Raw genomic sequence first — 16,320 nt, 5'->3', positions numbered from 1 at the left:
TATTTATTTAGCAACTTGCCATTTATTATCGCTGCCTTTTTTAAATTTAACTGTTGAAGTGGCTAAATTAACCTTTTTAGTTTTTGACAGATAATCATACTGCAATTTTATATACTTATCAATATTAACTTCAATTTCATCCTTTGAATTATCAACTTTTGTCACATATTTACTGGCATTATCTCCCAAATATTTATCCAGAGCCTTTTCATCATATCCTTTTATCAAAAATACAACTTCACCTTCATTTCCATTTTCATTCACTTTGTAGACAGATACGTCAAACTGCTCAATAAGCATTGTATTTGAATCTTCCCATTGTTTCTTCAATGTTGCATTATTCATTTTAGCGACATATTTATCCACATCAGGATTTATAGATTTCAACATCTTTCTTGAACCGTAATTTGATATTTCCTGCAAGACTTTTGCATAATCTTTTGCAGCCGCATTTAATGAATCATATTTTTTTACTTCCACAGACTCTTTTGACGGCGCCGCATTCGCTATAACCGGTACAGCTGCCAATTGCCCCAGAACCATTAATCCCATTAAAATTTTTCTTGCTTTTGTAAACTTTATCATTTTTCTTCTTCCTCCAATTTTATTTAATCATATAAAAATCAAAATTATTATTTTAAAATAAACCAAGCCCAGCCTTTAACTATTCATCAAAAAATTTTTTATACTTTTCTCTTTTACATAAAAAAATTCTTTTATAGATTTTTCTTCAAAAGTGCTGTAATTTTTTTCCAGCTCCTTTACAGCCAACCTTAAAATTTCTCCCTTTCTGACTCTTTGAGAAATCCCATAAAATGCTCGCTCCAGAAAATCTATATTTTTGTAACTGGACATCACGTTCTCACTTTTAATCCATTTGAATGTTCCTGCGAATTTTTTTGGAAAAAAACTTTGATTCTCAGATATATTATACAATATTTTATTTTCAATATTATTAATATTTTCATTGAATAACCTATCAAAATTTTTGGCTAAAAAATGATCAATATACATATCCGACACAATCCCCTTAAAAATTCCAAATTTTTTCATAAGCAGCTTATTCAGAAAATTCTCATTCCTGTCAGAAATTCCGTCAATTATCCGATGTAAAACAATCCCCTCTTTCAATTTTTCAGGAAGCTCTATCTTATCAACCAGCCCCTTGTAAAAATCTCCAGCAAAATTCCCGTATAACGTCTTTTTGTTTTCCCGCTCATCAATTTCCAGCGAAATTAGTGAATGTGCTAAAAAATTCATAATTTCTATCTCTTTTCCCATTTACTTTTAAAAATATTCTAATCTGGTAATTTCATACTAAGCCCCATTTAAATAACAAATTTATTACAAACTTTTCTAATAAAGGATATAAACCTAATATTTTCAAATAATTAAAATATCTAACAAAATAATAAAAAATAATTTAGTTGAATTATTATGAATTAACTATCAAACAACTTTATTATAAAAATTTATACCTATTTTTAAACGGGGTTTAGCATCAGTTTTAAAAAATTCCATTAATTATTTTTAGTCCAATTCATCAGCAAATTTGAATCCTTGATCTTCCAAGTCCTGTTTTGATTTATTATAGAAATTTTCATAGATTCTTACAATCATTTCCTTGTATGATGGTAATTGTGGTGTTCCATTTTCTTCACGCCAAGCGACCGTATCTTTTTCGTGAAATTCTACACCTTCCTCCACTTTTTTTGCATCATAAGTATCTTCAAATACAAATGTGTCTAATGGAACTCTTGGTTTTACCCTAGTTAATTTTCTTTCCACAGGCACTCCAAGCGTGCTTCCTACTATCGGGAATACATATTCTGGTAACCCAAGCATTTTTATAAATTCCTTTGTTTCCTTTCTTATTGCCCCAATTACCGTACTTCCATATCCAAGAGCAAAAGCCGCTGTCTGCAACGCATTTACAATAATTCCCGCATCTACTGCGCCAACCAGAATTCCATCCGCAGATTTTGGAGCAATATTTCTCTTTCCAACAGAATTTGCCGCATAAACTCCACGATGAAAGTCAATTAATACAAATACAAAAGCGTCAGCCTCTGCAATATGCTTTTGCCCTCCACAAAGCTCCGCAATTTTTGCCAATTTTTCCTTATCTCTTATAACAATCAATGAAGTCTGCTGTCCATTAACTGAATTTGCCGCCCTTTGAGCAGTCGCAAGTATAGTCTGCAAATCTTCTTCCTTTATCTTTTCCCCTGTAAACTCCCTTACAGAACGTCTATTTTGCAATTGTCTTATCAATCCATTCATTTAAATCACTTCCCTTTTTCTAGTTTATTTAATTAATGTTATCACATTATATTTGTATTGTCAAACCATTTAAAATCATTCCATCCCTTTAAAATTGGAGTGATATAAACTAGGTAAAATCAGCATTTTGACATAATGACTATAATTTAAAAATTTAGCTTCAAATTGGTTTTACTATGACGTTTTTTATGGTATAATTGATTATTATAAGCATTTTTAATGCCTTACTTTTTATAAAAAATGAAAGAGAAAAAAATGTCAAAAAATAAAATAATAACCAACGAAACCTGCGGAAAACTCTATATCGCTGGAGAATATTCAATTCTAACAACTGGACAAAGCGCAGTCATAAAAAATATAAATATTTTTATGAATTCAAAAATAAGTTTTGCTAATAAATATACAATTTTTTCAGATATGTTTGATTACTCCATAACTCTTGAAAAAACGGCTTTTGATAAAAAAACTTTACAAAATTTTGATAAGAATTATTCGCTCATCTGCGAAACAGTATCTGTTATGAATGAATACTTAAAATTAAACAGCTTAGAAATAAAGCCTTTTAATCTTGAAATCACTGGAAAAATGGAAAAGGATGGAAAAAAATTTGGAATCGGCTCAAGCGGAAGCGTCGTAATTTTAACAATAAAATCTATCTTAAGCCTCTATAATCTCAAAATTTCAAAAGATATGATTTTCAAGCTGTCCTCCTATGTGTTGCTAAAACGTGGAGATAACGGCTCTATGGGTGATATAGCCTGCATTTCCTACGAAAGCCTGATTTTTTATAAATCTTTTGACAGAAAAAAAATTAGTGAACTAATAAAAAAAGAAACTTTAGACAAAGTGCTAAAAGCTGACTGGAACTATGAAATTTCCAAACTGAATTTTAACAAAAATAATTTAAATTGTGAATTTCTAGTTGGCTGGACAAAGAAGCCTGCTATTTCTGGCGACTTAGTAAATATTGTAAAAAGTTCAATTAATGAAAACTTTTTGAAAAACGTAGAAAATATTGTAAAAAAATTGAGGGAAGCTATAAAAAATGGTGATAAAGTAACAATAAGAAAATGTATCAGCGAAAACGGAATATTGCTTGAAAATTTAAATAAAAATATTTATAATAAAAAATTAAAAGATTTGGTAAACTCCACACAAAATCTCGATATCTGTGCCAAAAGCAGCGGTGCCGGCGGTGGGGATTGCGGAATTGCCCTTTCATTTAATGAAAACGATACAAAAACTATTATTGACAGATGGGAAAAATGCGGAATTGAATTGCTATATGCTGAAAAGTTATAAAAAATTTATTATTTAAATGGAGTTCAATTTACTAATCCCTTTACGTGTCAAAAAAGAAAAAATATATAATATATTAATTAAAAATAAAAATAGGAGAAATATGAAAAATAGAAAAGATGAGCATATTAAGTATGCGCTGGAACATAGGAGCGATTATAACAGCTTTGACGATGTCGAGCTTATTCATAGTTCCATTCCAAAATACAATCTGGATGAAATTGACTTGTCAACTAATTTCGCAAGCCATGATTTTGAATTTCCATTTTTTATCAATGCAATTACAGGTGGAAGTGAAAATGCGAAAAAAATTAACCAAAAACTGGCAAAAGTCGCAAATGAATGCAATTTACTATTTGTAACAGGCTCGTATAGTGCCGCTCTAAAAAATTCTGATGATGATTCATTTAAGATTGTAAAAAAGGAAAATCCAGATTTACAGCTTGCCACAAATATTGGAATTGATAAAGATTACATAGCTGGAATTACCGCTATAAAAGCTCTAAATCCGCTATTTTTACAAGTTCACGTAAATCTGATGCAAGAGTTAATTATGCCGGAAGGTAGCCGAAACTTTAGCGAGTGGGAAAACAATTTAAAGGAATTTGTTCAAAATATAAAAATTCCAGTTATTTTAAAAGAAGTTGGGTTTGGAATGACTGAAAATACTATAAAACAGGGAATTAAGCTGGGAATAAAAACTTTTGACATAAGCGGACGTGGCGGCACAAGCTTTGCCTTTATTGAAAATATGCGACGTGAAAATAGCCTTGATTACCTGAATAACTGGGGACAGACTACTGTTTCCTGCCTTTTAAATCTAAAAAATTACACAAACAAAGTGGAAATTATCGCAAGTGGCGGGGTACGAAATCCGCTGGATATGATAAAATGCTTAGTTTTGGGAGCAAAAGCCGTCGGTATTTCCAGAACGATTTTAGAATTGGCTGTAAAATATGATGTTGAAAACATAATCAAAATTGTGGAAAACTGGAAAATCGAATGTAAAATGATAATGTGTGCCTTAAATGCGAAAAATATTAATGAATTGCAAAATACAAAATATGTCTTGTATGGAAAAACATTGGAATTTTCTATGCAAAAATTTTAATAAATTTATTATAACCTAACTGTATATCAAAAATTAGTTTTAAGCTAATATAATTAAAGAAAGAGAGCTAATTAATGAAAAAGAAAATTATAGTTTATGATTTTGACAAAACAATCTATGATGGGGAAACTGGTGTTAATTTTTCCACATTTTATTTAAAAAAATATCCATTAAAGTCCATTTTATTTTTAATAAAATATTCAAAGGATTTGCTTTTTTATCTAATAAAAATAATAAATTTAACGACTCTGAAAGAAAGATATTTTGAATTTCTAGAAACCCATTCCACAGAAGAAATTGAAAAATTAGTTGCAGATTTCTGGGAAACTAAAAAACATAAAATTTACCCATGGATAAAAGGCGAGCTGGAAAAAAACAAAAAAGAATGTGAAATGGTTATTGTGTCTTCTGCGAGCCCACTATTTCTGATAGAAAAATTTTTATTGTCACTTGGCTACGACAAAGTCTTTGGCACAAATTTTGTAAACGATAATAAGAAAACCTTTATTGCCAAAATTGACGGAGAAAATAATAAGGGCGATGAAAAAGTAAAGAAACTGAATGAATGGGCAAAACAAAATAATTTTGAGTATGAAATTACACAATTTTATTCTGACAGCCTAGCAGACAAGCCACTTTACGATATTTCCAAAAAGACATATTGGATTAAGAATGGAGTTAAACTGGAGGGAATGCCACCTCGAAAAACATTATTCGATAAATTATTTTGGAAATAATCATTATTTATACTATTCCTATTCAAATAATAGAAATCAAAAAATTCATGAAATTAAAGTTGTTTTTTACAAGATTGTTATATTTAAGTTTTAGGCTTTTACATTTGGAAAATATTAAATAAGCAAAATTTCGTTAAAGGAAAAATAACTAAATACGAATGTATTTCTTTCGCCACAACTTTTATAATAATAAAACTTATTTATGTAAAAATAACTTTTATTTGCGAAAGTGAGCGTAGTTTTACGAAGCGAGTTTTATTTTTTCTTTATAAGAAAGTTTTGCGTAAGCGGAGTTGTAAGGGCATGGCGTCTGATGCCCTTACGTTATTTTTATTCATTTCTAAATTCTATCCTAAAAATTAAACTGTCAATAATTCTTTTTCTTTTTTATTCAAAGCCTCATCAACTTGTGCGATAAATTTATCAGTTAATTTTTGTACTTTTTCTTCACTTGATTTTAGTTCATCTTCTGTGATTTCACTGTCTTTTTCAAGTTTTCTTAATTTATTGTTTACTTCTTTTCGTACATTTCTGACTGCAACTTTTCCTTCCTCAGCTTCTTTTTTTACCATTTTTACATATTCTTTCCTACGATCTTCTGTAAGTTCCGGCACAACAAGTCTGATGATTCTTCCATCATTTGACGGGTTAAATCCTAAATTTGCCTGTAAAATAGTTTTTTCAATCGCTGGAATCAATGATTTGTCCCAAGGGTCAATTACCAGCAATCTCGCTTCTGGAGCTGAAACTGTTCCAACTTGATTAAGCGGAGTCGGAGCGCCATAAGCTTCCACTGTTACTCCGTCAAGCATCGAAACGCTTGCACGTCCTGCTCTTACGTGGGAAAATTTATCTTTTGTATTTTCCACAGATTTTTGCATTTTCTCTTCAACTTCTTTTAAAATTGCGTCTAACATTCTTACCACCTTTTTATTTTTTATTAAAATATTTTATAACAAATTCTATTTTTTATATTTTCTGTCAATTATTTTTTTACAGTCGTTCCTATATTTTCGCCTTGAGCCATTTTTAAGATATTTCCTTCCTCCAAAGCGTTAAATACTACTATTGGCATTTGATTTTCCCTGCATAGTGAAAGTGCCGCCGTATCCATTACTCCCAGATTTTTTGAAATGGCTTCATCAAATGTTACTGTATCGTATCTCATAGCGTCGTCAAACTTCATCGGATCCTTGTCATAAATTCCATCAACTTTTGTCCCTTTCGCAAGCACATCCGCCTGAATTTCCACAGCTCTCAATGCTCCCGAAGAATCTGTTGTAAAATAAGGATTGCTTGTTCCTCCTGCAAAAATAACAACTCTTCCCTTTTCCAGATGTCTTATTGCCTTACGTCTGATATAAAGCTCGGCTACTTGTGGCATTTGAAGCGCTGTCATGACTCTTGTCGGTACTCCTATGCTTTCGATTGCATTTTGCAGTGCAAGTCCATTCATAATAGTTGCAAGCATTCCCATCGTATCTCCAGTTACCCTGTCAAATCCTTTTTCCATTCCACTTATTCCACGGAAAATATTTCCTCCACCGATAACAATAGCTATTTGTACACCTTTTTCATGTACATCCTTTATTTGTTTTGCAAAACTTTCAAGCACTTCATTTGAAAAACCAAATTCCTTGTTCCCCGCAAGTGCTTCTCCACTTAGTTTTAATAATATTCTTTTATATTTAAACATTATAGGAGCCTCCATAAATTTTTTAAATTAAATAAAATCTTCAAACATAATCAGCTTAAAAAGATTTATTTAAAAATTTGCGAAAAAATAAGGGGATAATTCCCCTTATAACTAATTTCCAGAAATTTGTGCAGCTACCTCAGCAGCAAAATCTACTTCTTCCTTTTCGATTCCTTCTCCAACTTTAAATCTGTCAAATGAATTTATTGTACAAGGGGCAATAAATTTTTCGATAGTTAAACTGTCATCTCTAACGTATTTTTGTTGCACTAAGCAGTTTTCTTCGTAGAATTTTCTCATTTTTCCTTCTAATATTTTTTCAATTATATTAGCTGGTTTTCCTTCTGCAGTCAATTGATGTCTTGCAATTTCTTTTTCTCTTTCTAAATCATCAGCTGTAACTTCTGATTTATCCAAGTATTTTGGATCCATTGCCGCAATGTGCATTGCAACACCTCTTGCTTTTTCAATATTTTCAGGAGTAGCTTCCCCATTGACATTTAATAGTACGCCGATTTTTCCACCTAAGTGAATATAAGTTTCAACAAATCCATTAGTCACAACAACTTTTAATCTTCTGATATTCATATTTTCACCGATTTTAACAATTAATTCTGTCAGGTGAGTTTCAACAGTTTTCCCTTCAAGTTCAAACGCCTTTAATTCATCTTCACTTGTCAAGTCATGGTTTAAAGATAACTCTACTAATTTTTCCCCAAAAGATTTAAATTCATCATTTTTAGCAACAAAATCAGTTTCAGAGTTAAATTCCAAGATAGCCCCTTTTTTTCTGTCTTCAGAAATTGCTGCAAATACTAGTCCTTCCGCTGCAATTCTTCCAGATTTTTTAGCCGCCTTAGCAATCCCTTTTTCTCTTAACCAGTCAATTGCCTTTTCAATATCCCCGTCATTTTCTTGTAAAGCTTTTTTACAGTCAAGCATTCCTGCTCCTGTTCTTTCTCTTAATTCTTTAATAAGTGCTGTTGTAATTGCCACTTTATTTTCCTCCTATATTTTTAATTATTTTTTATTTTGCATTTTTGATTTTGAATTTATTAGACTCAATAATTCTTTTACTGCTTTAGTATTATCTGAATGTTTTCTTTTTTCAGCTTCTGCCAATGCTTTTTTCGCCCAGCTTTCCGCTTGTCTAAGATTTTCAGTATAATAATACCCAAGCGCTAAAAGGTATTGTGCCTGTGCATTTCCTTTTTGAGCAAGTGGTAAAAAGAATTTTTCGGCTTCTGCATATTTTTTCTGAGCAATATATGCTTCATTCAATATGTTCAAGTTTTGAACATTTTCCTTGTCAAATTCCAAAAACTCTGTTGCATATTTTTCAGCAGGCTTATGATTTCCATAGTTATTATAAAAAGCTGCTAATCTTAATATTGCATAGGCATTTCCCACTAATGCTAAATTTTTAGTATTTCTAAGATCTTTAAGGCTGTAATGCGATTTAAATCCTTCATTTTCCAATTCCTTGATGTATTTCTCACCAAGTTCTATTTTTTTCTTATCTTTATTTAAATCTCCATCAGTATATAAAAGAGCCAAAGAATATTTACCTGTATCAGTATCACCAAGCTCGATAGCTTTTAAATAATACTTTTCTGCTTCATTAAAATTATCCATTGACGCATATGTCGTACCTAAAGTTTCATAACCAAAAGCATCATCTGGATATTTTTCAATATATTTTTTGAATAGTTCGACTAAACTTTTATAGTCTTGTTTCTTCATATAAGTTATTGACTTATCTTTAAACTCTTTTTTTTCTTTTGAGTACACATTTTCATATTCAGGATCTATTTCATAATGCCCTTCTACATAAGTTATTTCATGATCTATAGGATATTTTTCATGTTTTGCAGTATTTGCATTTGCAATATTCGCTGTATTCTGTTTTTTTGCATTTGCACCTAGAACACTTAAACTTGCTACCAAAAATAATCCGATTAAAACTTTCTTCATCATTTCCCATCCTTTTTTTTATTTCTTAACCAATAGAAATATGAGTTTATTCTTTTAATTTTTTAATTACTATTTTTACGAGAACAGGGGAATGGTTTTATTCCCCTATTGTTTTTATTTGATTATTTTCCTTACTTTATCTCTAAACTCCAACACAATTTAAATTCAATTATGCTTCTGGAGTTTCTTCGATAACTTCTTCTACTACTTCCTCAACGATTTCTTCATTTGCAGGAACTTCTACTTCTGCTCCTTCAACAACATTTTCAATTCCACCGTTTCCTTCAATTGCTGCATTTGCAATAACTTGTGCAAATAATTTTACTGATCTTATAGCATCATCATTTGCTGGAATTTTGTAAGTTACTAAATCAGGATCTACGTTTGTATCAATTAATGCGATTACAGGAATTCCTAATTTTTTAGCTTCTTCCAATGCTAAGAATTCTTTTTTGATGTCAACTACGAACACTGCAGCTGGCAAAGTGTTCATTTCTTTGATTCCACCGATATTTTTAGAAAGTTTTGCCATTTCTTTTCTTAATAATCCAGCTTCTTTTTTAGTATATGCTTCGTCTAAAGTTCCGTCAGCGTCCATTTCTTCAAGTTCTTTTAATCTTTTTACTCTTTTTTTGATTGTTTCCAAGTTAGTTAAAAGTCCACCTAGCCATCTGTGGTTTACATAAAATCCTCCAGCTCTTTCTGCTTCTTCTTTGATTGCTTCCTGAGCTTGTTTTTTAGTTCCTACAAATAATATTTTCCCACCTTCTTCAGAAATTTGTCTTACAAATTCGTAAGCCTCTTCAGTTGCTCCTAAAGTTTGGTGTAAATCCAAGATGTGGATTCCGTTTCTTTCTGTAAAAATATAAGGTTTCATTTTAGGGTTCCATCTTTTTGCCTGATGTCCAAAATGTGCTCCTACTTCTAATAATTGTTTCATTGTAATTACTGCCATTACGTTTTTCCTCCTAAATTTTTTTGGTTTTTCTCCCACTTTTCTTTAAAAGACAGATTGTAATTTTCACTTTTTATTTCAGTTAGTCTTTTTATTTATTTTTCCAATTTAATTCAATTAAATAAAAAAATTTTTTGAAAAATAAACTGTAAAATTGCAACACCCTATCTCTAAACAATACAAAGTGTGATTAATCGTTGTATTTTAACATTTTTTTATAACTTTTGTCAATACTCTAAAAATTTTCTATCAGCTTTACCTGATCATCCAGCAGAACTGTACGCATTTTCTCGTTTCTTTCCTGCTGCAATTCCTGATATTTTGCAATAAAATTTTCTTCTGTCAGTCTTTGATTCTTTAATTTATCAACTTCCCTTTTAAAATCCCGCTCATATTTCAAGATACGTGATTTCTGCTCATTTGATAAATCCATGCTGTCAATAAAGTTTTTAACTTTATCATTTTTTTCGTTAAACAAGTTCTTTTGGGAATTTATATAAGAATTATAGGCTTCCAGCTGTTCATTTGACAAGACTCTTGCAATTGCCCTGTATCTATCTTCTTCTATTTTACCAATTTTAGCTTTTTTCCCTTCAAACTGGACTAAGTCCTTTTCTACTCCTTCAGCTTTTTTCTGATATTCATCAAATATTTTTGACAATTTTTTCTGCTGATTTTTAGTCGCATTTACAATTTTGAACAAGTCATTTTTAGAGATTTTTACTGTATAAATTTTTTGATAATAATCTTCATAGGAATAGGACAAAACACTTATTCCCAACACCAATACTGATAAAAGTGCTATTCTTTTTACTTTATTCATTCTCATTTCTTCACCAATTCCTTTTATTTTTAATTATTTGAATTATTGTAATTAGGCGCTTCCTTTGTAATTATAACATCATGCGGATGACTTTCCTTAAGCCCTGCCCCTGTTATTTTTACAAATTTTCCATTTTCCTTCAAATCTTCTATTGTAGGCGTTCCGCAGTATCCCATTCCAGAACGGAGTCCACCGCAAATTTGATAAACTGTGTCCTTTAATGCGCCTTTGTGGGGAACCATTGATTCTATTCCTTCTGGAACTAATTTCTCTGTTGCCGCTTCAAGCTGAAAATATCTATCACTGCTTCCTCTCTTCATTGCCGCAAGCGAACCCATTCCTGCATAAGTCTTGAACTTTCTTCCGTTATACAAAATTTCTTCTCCTGGCGCCTCGTCAGTTCCCGCAAGCATTCCGCCAAGCATAACACAGTCCGCTCCAGCCGCAATCGCTTTTACAACATCTCCAGACAGTTTTATTCCACCATCGGCAATAAGTCCAATTCCTTTGCCTTTACAAACTTCCGCAATATTCATCACAGCTGTAATTTGTGGCACTCCAACTCCTGACACAACTCTGGTTGTACAGATTGAACCTGGCCCTACTCCAACTTTAACTGCATTTACTCCTGCCTCTATCAAGTCAAGCGCCGCCTCTGGGGTTACGATGTTTCCTCCAATAATGTCAAGTTCAGGAAAAGCCTCCCTAATTTCCTTTATTTTCCTGATAACTCCAATTGAATGCCCATGCGCTGAATCAACAGCGATAATGTCAACTCCTGCTTCTACTAATGCTGCAACCCTTCTCACTGTATCAGTTCCAATTCCAACTCCTGCCCCTACTCGAAGTCTGCCATGCTCATCCTTTGCGGCATTAGGATAATTTATAACATTGTCAATATCCTTAATTGTAATCAAGCCTTTTAATTTAGTGCCTTCCACGATTGGCAACTTTTCAATTCTATTTTCCAAAAGAATGGATTTTGCACCTTCAAGAGTTGTTCCGACAGGCGCTGTTACCAAATTTTCCTTTGTCATAATATCTGTAACTTTTAATGATAAGTCTTCCCTATATTTCAAGTCACGGTTAGTAATAATTCCCTTTAAGTTCCCTTCGTCATCAACCACAGGAAGTCCCGAAACTTTATACTTTTTCATCAAGTCATTTGCATCTTTTAAAATAGCATCTTCCTTCAATGTAATCGGATTTGTAATCATGCCGCTTTCATACCTTTTTACCTTTGATACTTCCTCAGCCTGTCTATCGATAGTCATATTTTTATGAATAAATCCAATTCCACCTTCTCTTGCAAGTGCAATTGCAAGTTTTGATTCTGTGACTGTGTCCATTGCGGCACTAAGTATTGGTATGTTTAACACCAATTTTTTAGTTAAATTTGTTTTTAACGATACTTCGTGCGGTACTACGTTTGATGCTTGCGGAATTAGCAGCACGTCATCAAAAGTTAATCCTTCAGAAATTACAATTTTGTCTTTTTGACTCATTTTCAATATCCTCCTTATTTTATTCTCAAGTTCACGGTTCTGGAAATTTAGCAAATCAAGAGAAAATTTTATAAAACTAAGCTCTTCTGTATTGCTTTTTTCATTTTTAAATTATATTATTTTATCACAAAACAAGTCATAATTTCAATACCTTTTTTTAAAGATTTTTTTATAATTCTTCCAAATATAAACTAAGTATAATCATATGAAAATTTTTAAATTTTCTACATATCCGGTGTTTCAGGCAATACCTGCCCTCCATCCACGATTATTGTCTGCCCTGTAATAAAGCCCGCTTCACGACTTGCCAGAAAAACAGCCGCATATCCAATATCTTCAGGCTTTCCTAAAGTGTAAACAGGGATTATCTCCTTCATTTTTCTCATATATTCCTCTCCAGCCTGTATTAATCCTTCTGTCAGTATATTTCCTGGCTGAATGGCATTAACTGTAATTCCATATTTTGCATATTCCAATGCCGCACTTCGCATAAATCCCAGCTGTCCAGCCTTGCTGGCTCCATAATGCGCCCATCCTGAAAAACCTGTAATAGGCCCTGTAATCGAAGAAGTCAGTATTACCCGCCCATAACTCTGCTTTTTCATATATTTAAGCGCCGCCTGTGCCACAAAAAATGTCCCTTTCAGATTTATATTCTGAACTTTGTCCCAATCCTCCTCTGTCATATTTTCAATACTTGCTTGCGGAAAAATTCCCGCATTTGAACAGAGAATGCTTAATTTCCCATATTTTTCATAAATACTTTGAACAATATACTGAACCTGATCTCTATCTGTAATGTCAAGATAGTAAAATTCCCCATCCAGTTCACTTGCCGTCGCTTTTCCTTTTTCCTTGTCAATATCTCCAATAAGAACTTTTGCCCTTGCCTGTTTCAACGCTTTTGCAATTCCTTTTCCAATACCTTTTGCTCCGCCTGTAACAAGCGCAACTTCCCCAGCTAAATCAAACATTCCAACCATCACCTTTCTTATTTTTTTATTTTATATATTTTATTTTTAAATCTAATCTGCCTTTAAAGGACTGAATTTTATAACTTTATTGCTAGTTTTTCCACTTTTTATTTCATTATGCGCTTTTACCAGCTCTTCTGCAAATCTTAATCCATTTAAATTTGAAATATATTTCTTATATTTCGCCTTATCCTTCATCTCTTCTGTAATATCAACAAGCATGTTATAAATTTGAAATCTCAAGTCATTATCATGCTGCGCCATAAAAATATACGCTTCCTTAGAACCTTCAAATGCCTCGTCATACTTTTTCATTTGAATATAATTTAAAAATACAAGATAATAGGCATCCGCTTTGTATCTGTTTTTTGCCGATTCTGTCACATAAGAATAATCCATTTTCTTCATTTTATCATATTTTTCTATCGCCAGTTCTGCATATTTTATCGAATCCGAGTAATTTTTATTTTGAAAATCTATTGCAGCTATTGAATAATATCCTTCTGGAAACTCTGGAAACAACGTTATCATTTTCTTAGCAAGCTCCAGTTGCTCCTTTTTCATCCCTGCCTGTCCATATCTTGCCACAAGATTGGTATAAGCCATCGGATTTTTCGGATTAGCCTTAATCGCATCCTTATAATATTCCATCGCAACTTTGATATTATCCGCCTCCTGTGCTAAATAATAATATGGCAAATAATTTTTCTTGTCTTCCTCTATTGCCTGCAAAAACAGTTTCCTTCTTTTTTCATAGTCTTTTTCTTCTTCCATCGCCTTAAACGTAGTTTCAATGGATTTCTTATTAATCCCAAGTTCAGTCAGTTCCTTCAAAGTCAAATCCATAATTTCCTTCTTCTCTTTTTTTTCCAAATCCATCTCTTCAAATCTTTTTCCATCATTTTCACTAATTTCCTTAATCGTATCTTTTATAGTCATTTCCCCAATATTTTTCCCAGCTTTATTTTCACTTTTTAAACTGCTGCTCCTCTGAACGCTCGCTTTTGCTGAAAATCCATAAAAACTGCATAAAACAAAACTCACCAATAAAATTTTTTTCATTCTCATCACTCCTTCTATTAACTTAGTTCCAAAATTTTCTCCTGTGCAACTTTCCCCATATAAAGTTTATTCCCTTTTTCAGCTACTTCTTTATAAAATTCGATTGCTTTTTCAAAGTTCCCAGTCTCTTCATACGCCTTAGCTAAATTGAACTTTATTATTGGCAACGTTAATCTAGTTATTTTTATTTCATTTAAATACTTTAATGCTTTTTCTTTCTCGTTTAGCAGCCAATAACAAACTGATAAATTATTTCTGTTAAAATCTTTCATAATATTAATTTTAAAAATTTTGTACATTTTTTCTACTATTAAAATATACTTTTCAGGATCTAATTTAACAAATAAATAATGATTTCCTATCAAAAATAGTATTAAATACGGAAATAAATATATCATTATTATTACTAACAATATCCATAATAAAAAATATACAAAATAAGACACTCTCAAAAATATGTCCATACTTAATTTATAAACTAATATAAAAATTATTTCATACAGATAAGTTTTTAGTGCTGCCTTCCGCATTTCTTACTCTCCTTTGGCATTCAATCTCACTATTTCCACAATTACATCAGTTGCCAGAATCATACTTTCCAACGCCACAAATTCGTATTTTCCGTGAAAATTTTCTCCACCTGCGAAAATGTTTGGTGTTGGAAGTCCCATAAAGGAGATTTTTGAGCCGTCTGTTCCACCACGGATTGGCTTGATTATTGGCTTTATTTCAAGGTTTTCCATCGCTTTTTTGGCTATTTCTACGATTTCCATGTGATCTTTTATAATTTCGCCCATGTTGTAATATTGATCTTTTATTTCAACTGTTACTAATTCTTTTTTGTATTTTTCATTAATTTTTTTTGCAATATTTTCAGCAAATTTCTTTTTTTCTTCGAACTTCTGTTTGTCGTGATCTCTTAAAATATATGATAATTCAGCATCTTCACAATTTGCACGGATTTTTTCAAGAAAATAAAATCCTTCATATCCTTCTGTCTTTTCAGGCACTTCATCTGCTGGAAAACTGTTTATAATTTCTGCCGCTATTAAGCTTGCATTTATCATTTTTCCTTTGGCTGTTCCTGGATGAACGCTTTTACCTTTTATTTTAAATACAGCTCCAGCCGCATTAAAACTCTCATATTCAAGCTCTCCAACAGGTCCGCCATCCATTGTATAAGCAAAATCCGCCCCAAATTCATCCACATTAAAGTTATCCGCTCCACGCCCAATTTCCTCATCAGGCCCAAACGCTATTTTTACTGTCCCATGCTTAATTTCTGGATGGTTAATCAGATATTTCATAGCCTCAATAATTTCCACAACTCCAGCCTTGTCATCAGCTCCCAGAAGTGTTGTTCCATCAGTAGTAATTACAGTTTTCCCAACATAATCCTTTAAATTAGGAAATTCGTCCACAGAAAGCACAATATTTTGCTCCCTATTCAAAACAATATCTTTCCCATCATAGTTTTCCACAATCTGTGGATTTACATTAACTGCATTAAAATCAGCAGTATCCATATGTGCAATAAATCCAACAGTTTTCACATCTTTCTCAACATTACTTTTCAAAGTAGCATTAACAAAGCAATTTTCATTTACATACACATTTTCCAGTCCAATTTCTTCCAGCTCTTTTACAAGCATCTTGGCAAATTCAAGCTGTGTCGGTGTTGATGGGATACTCTCACTTTTCTCATCCGATCTAGTTTCAATTTTAACATATTTCAAAAATCTCTCTTTAAGTGCTTCATATTTGTTTAAATCCATTTACTTTCCCTACTTTCTCTATATTTTTTTACTTATAATTTATTTTACAATTTTTTACAGTTTTTTTCAATGTTCTAGTTAAAGAATTTACGAATATATCTAATTTTTTTAATATTTATACGTATA

The 16,320-nt window shown here is 31.8% G+C and carries 17 protein-coding genes; 3 read left to right on the top strand and 14 right to left on the bottom strand.

Going from position 1 to position 16,320, the window contains the following annotated elements; translation table 11 throughout:
* Positions 1-3: 3 nt before the first annotated feature.
* From HW275_RS09205 to HW275_RS09195, 3 genes are all read right to left on the bottom strand, one after another.
* A complete protein-coding gene (locus tag HW275_RS09205) occupies positions 4-585 on the bottom strand; it encodes a hypothetical protein (protein WP_178936237.1) in 582 nt (193 codons plus the stop codon).
* 75 nt (positions 586-660) lie between these two features.
* On the bottom strand, positions 661-1,260 hold the full coding sequence (locus HW275_RS09200) for an ACP phosphodiesterase (RefSeq protein WP_178936236.1): 600 nt from the start codon (positions 1,258-1,260) through the stop codon (positions 661-663).
* A 270-nt stretch (positions 1,261-1,530) separates the two neighbouring features.
* On the bottom strand, positions 1,531-2,283 hold the full coding sequence (locus HW275_RS09195; RefSeq protein WP_178936235.1) for a nitroreductase family protein: 753 nt from the start codon (positions 2,281-2,283) through the stop codon (positions 1,531-1,533).
* Positions 2,284-2,538: 255 nt separating this feature from the next.
* Here HW275_RS09195 and HW275_RS09190 point away from each other — a divergent pair, with 255 nt between their 5' ends.
* From HW275_RS09190 to HW275_RS09180, 3 genes are all read left to right on the top strand, one after another.
* Positions 2,539-3,585 (top strand): phosphomevalonate kinase, encoded by a 1,047-nt coding sequence (locus tag HW275_RS09190; protein WP_218975116.1) that lies wholly within the window; start codon positions 2,539-2,541, stop codon positions 3,583-3,585.
* A gap of 100 nt (positions 3,586-3,685) precedes the next feature.
* The gene (gene fni / locus HW275_RS09185) at positions 3,686-4,693 is read left to right on the top strand and encodes a type 2 isopentenyl-diphosphate Delta-isomerase (protein ID WP_178936234.1); all 1,008 of its coding nucleotides are present in this window, start codon (positions 3,686-3,688) and stop codon (positions 4,691-4,693) included.
* 74 nt (positions 4,694-4,767) lie between these two features.
* Entirely contained in the window at positions 4,768-5,430 is a 663-nt protein-coding gene (locus HW275_RS09180; RefSeq protein WP_178936233.1) for an HAD family phosphatase, read from the top strand.
* A gap of 359 nt (positions 5,431-5,789) precedes the next feature.
* Here HW275_RS09180 and frr read toward each other — a convergent pair whose 3' ends face one another.
* The 11 genes from frr to pepT all read right to left on the bottom strand — a co-directional run bounded on the left by frr (position 5,790) and on the right by pepT (position 16,194).
* The gene (gene frr, locus HW275_RS09175) at positions 5,790-6,347 is read right to left on the bottom strand and encodes a ribosome recycling factor (RefSeq protein ID WP_178936232.1); all 558 of its coding nucleotides are present in this window, start codon (positions 6,345-6,347) and stop codon (positions 5,790-5,792) included.
* 68 nt (positions 6,348-6,415) lie between these two features.
* Positions 6,416-7,141: a UMP kinase gene (pyrH, locus tag HW275_RS09170; protein ID WP_178936231.1), complete on the bottom strand. Its 726-nt coding sequence runs from the start codon at positions 7,139-7,141 to the stop codon at positions 6,416-6,418.
* A gap of 96 nt (positions 7,142-7,237) precedes the next feature.
* Positions 7,238-8,122, bottom strand: a complete 885-nt coding sequence (tsf, locus tag HW275_RS09165; protein WP_178936230.1) for a translation elongation factor Ts — start codon at positions 8,120-8,122, stop codon at positions 7,238-7,240.
* A gap of 24 nt (positions 8,123-8,146) precedes the next feature.
* A complete protein-coding gene (locus tag HW275_RS09160) occupies positions 8,147-9,100 on the bottom strand; it encodes a lipopolysaccharide assembly protein LapB (RefSeq protein WP_178936229.1) in 954 nt (317 codons plus the stop codon).
* A 169-nt stretch (positions 9,101-9,269) separates the two neighbouring features.
* Positions 9,270-10,055 (bottom strand): 30S ribosomal protein S2, encoded by a 786-nt coding sequence (gene rpsB / locus HW275_RS09155; RefSeq protein WP_178936228.1) that lies wholly within the window; start codon positions 10,053-10,055, stop codon positions 9,270-9,272.
* A 235-nt stretch (positions 10,056-10,290) separates the two neighbouring features.
* The gene (locus HW275_RS09150) at positions 10,291-10,878 is read right to left on the bottom strand and encodes a viral A-type inclusion protein (protein WP_178936227.1); all 588 of its coding nucleotides are present in this window, start codon (positions 10,876-10,878) and stop codon (positions 10,291-10,293) included.
* A gap of 29 nt (positions 10,879-10,907) precedes the next feature.
* Complete coding sequence (gene guaB / locus HW275_RS09145; protein WP_178936226.1) at positions 10,908-12,383, bottom strand: IMP dehydrogenase; 1,476 nt, start codon at positions 12,381-12,383, stop codon at positions 10,908-10,910.
* 224 nt (positions 12,384-12,607) lie between these two features.
* The gene (gene fabG / locus HW275_RS09140) at positions 12,608-13,357 is read right to left on the bottom strand and encodes a 3-oxoacyl-ACP reductase FabG (protein WP_178936225.1); all 750 of its coding nucleotides are present in this window, start codon (positions 13,355-13,357) and stop codon (positions 12,608-12,610) included.
* Between the two features lie 51 nt (positions 13,358-13,408).
* Positions 13,409-14,419, bottom strand: coding sequence for a M48 family metallopeptidase (locus HW275_RS09135; RefSeq protein ID WP_178936224.1), 1,011 nt, complete (start codon positions 14,417-14,419; stop codon positions 13,409-13,411).
* A 17-nt stretch (positions 14,420-14,436) separates the two neighbouring features.
* Positions 14,437-14,949: a type IV pilus biogenesis/stability protein PilW gene (locus HW275_RS09130; protein WP_178936223.1), complete on the bottom strand. Its 513-nt coding sequence runs from the start codon at positions 14,947-14,949 to the stop codon at positions 14,437-14,439.
* A gap of 3 nt (positions 14,950-14,952) precedes the next feature.
* A complete protein-coding gene (gene pepT / locus HW275_RS09125) occupies positions 14,953-16,194 on the bottom strand; it encodes a peptidase T (protein ID WP_178936222.1) in 1,242 nt (413 codons plus the stop codon).
* Positions 16,195-16,320 lie beyond the last annotated feature (126 nt).

The sequence above is a fragment of the Leptotrichia sp. oral taxon 223 genome, assembly GCF_013394795.1.
Taxonomy (GTDB): domain Bacteria; phylum Fusobacteriota; class Fusobacteriia; order Fusobacteriales; family Leptotrichiaceae; genus Leptotrichia.
Note: the sequence above shows the minus strand (reverse complement) of the source record. Positions and strands in the feature narration are given on the sequence as shown.

What these genes read in the sequence shown, in the direction of transcription:
- HW275_RS09160 (WP_178936229.1), bottom strand. Translation starts at nt 9,100, where the DNA reads ATGAAGAAAGTTTTAATCGGATTATTTTTGGTAGCAAGTTTAAGTGTT.
- HW275_RS09150 (WP_178936227.1), bottom strand. Translation starts at nt 10,878, where the DNA reads ATGAATAAAGTAAAAAGAATAGCACTTTTATCAGTATTGGTGTTGGGA.
- fabG (WP_178936225.1), bottom strand. Translation starts at nt 13,357, where the DNA reads ATGTTTGATTTAGCTGGGGAAGTTGCGCTTGTTACAGGCGGAGCAAAA.
- HW275_RS09190 (WP_218975116.1), top strand. Translation starts at nt 2,539, where the DNA reads ATGTCAAAAAATAAAATAATAACCAACGAAACCTGCGGAAAACTCTAT.
- HW275_RS09195 (WP_178936235.1), bottom strand. Translation starts at nt 2,283, where the DNA reads ATGAATGGATTGATAAGACAATTGCAAAATAGACGTTCTGTAAGGGAG.
- pyrH (WP_178936231.1), bottom strand. Translation starts at nt 7,141, where the DNA reads ATGGAGGCTCCTATAATGTTTAAATATAAAAGAATATTATTAAAACTA.
- frr (WP_178936232.1), bottom strand. Translation starts at nt 6,347, where the DNA reads ATGTTAGACGCAATTTTAAAAGAAGTTGAAGAGAAAATGCAAAAATCT.
- HW275_RS09130 (WP_178936223.1), bottom strand. Translation starts at nt 14,949, where the DNA reads ATGCGGAAGGCAGCACTAAAAACTTATCTGTATGAAATAATTTTTATA.
- HW275_RS09205 (WP_178936237.1), bottom strand. Translation starts at nt 585, where the DNA reads ATGATAAAGTTTACAAAAGCAAGAAAAATTTTAATGGGATTAATGGTT.
- HW275_RS09135 (WP_178936224.1), bottom strand. Translation starts at nt 14,419, where the DNA reads ATGAAAAAAATTTTATTGGTGAGTTTTGTTTTATGCAGTTTTTATGGA.
- HW275_RS09200 (WP_178936236.1), bottom strand. Translation starts at nt 1,260, where the DNA reads ATGAATTTTTTAGCACATTCACTAATTTCGCTGGAAATTGATGAGCGG.
- HW275_RS09180 (WP_178936233.1), top strand. Translation starts at nt 4,768, where the DNA reads ATGAAAAAGAAAATTATAGTTTATGATTTTGACAAAACAATCTATGAT.
- pepT (WP_178936222.1), bottom strand. Translation starts at nt 16,194, where the DNA reads ATGGATTTAAACAAATATGAAGCACTTAAAGAGAGATTTTTGAAATAT.
- guaB (WP_178936226.1), bottom strand. Translation starts at nt 12,383, where the DNA reads ATGAGTCAAAAAGACAAAATTGTAATTTCTGAAGGATTAACTTTTGAT.
- rpsB (WP_178936228.1), bottom strand. Translation starts at nt 10,055, where the DNA reads ATGGCAGTAATTACAATGAAACAATTATTAGAAGTAGGAGCACATTTT.
- fni (WP_178936234.1), top strand. Translation starts at nt 3,686, where the DNA reads ATGAAAAATAGAAAAGATGAGCATATTAAGTATGCGCTGGAACATAGG.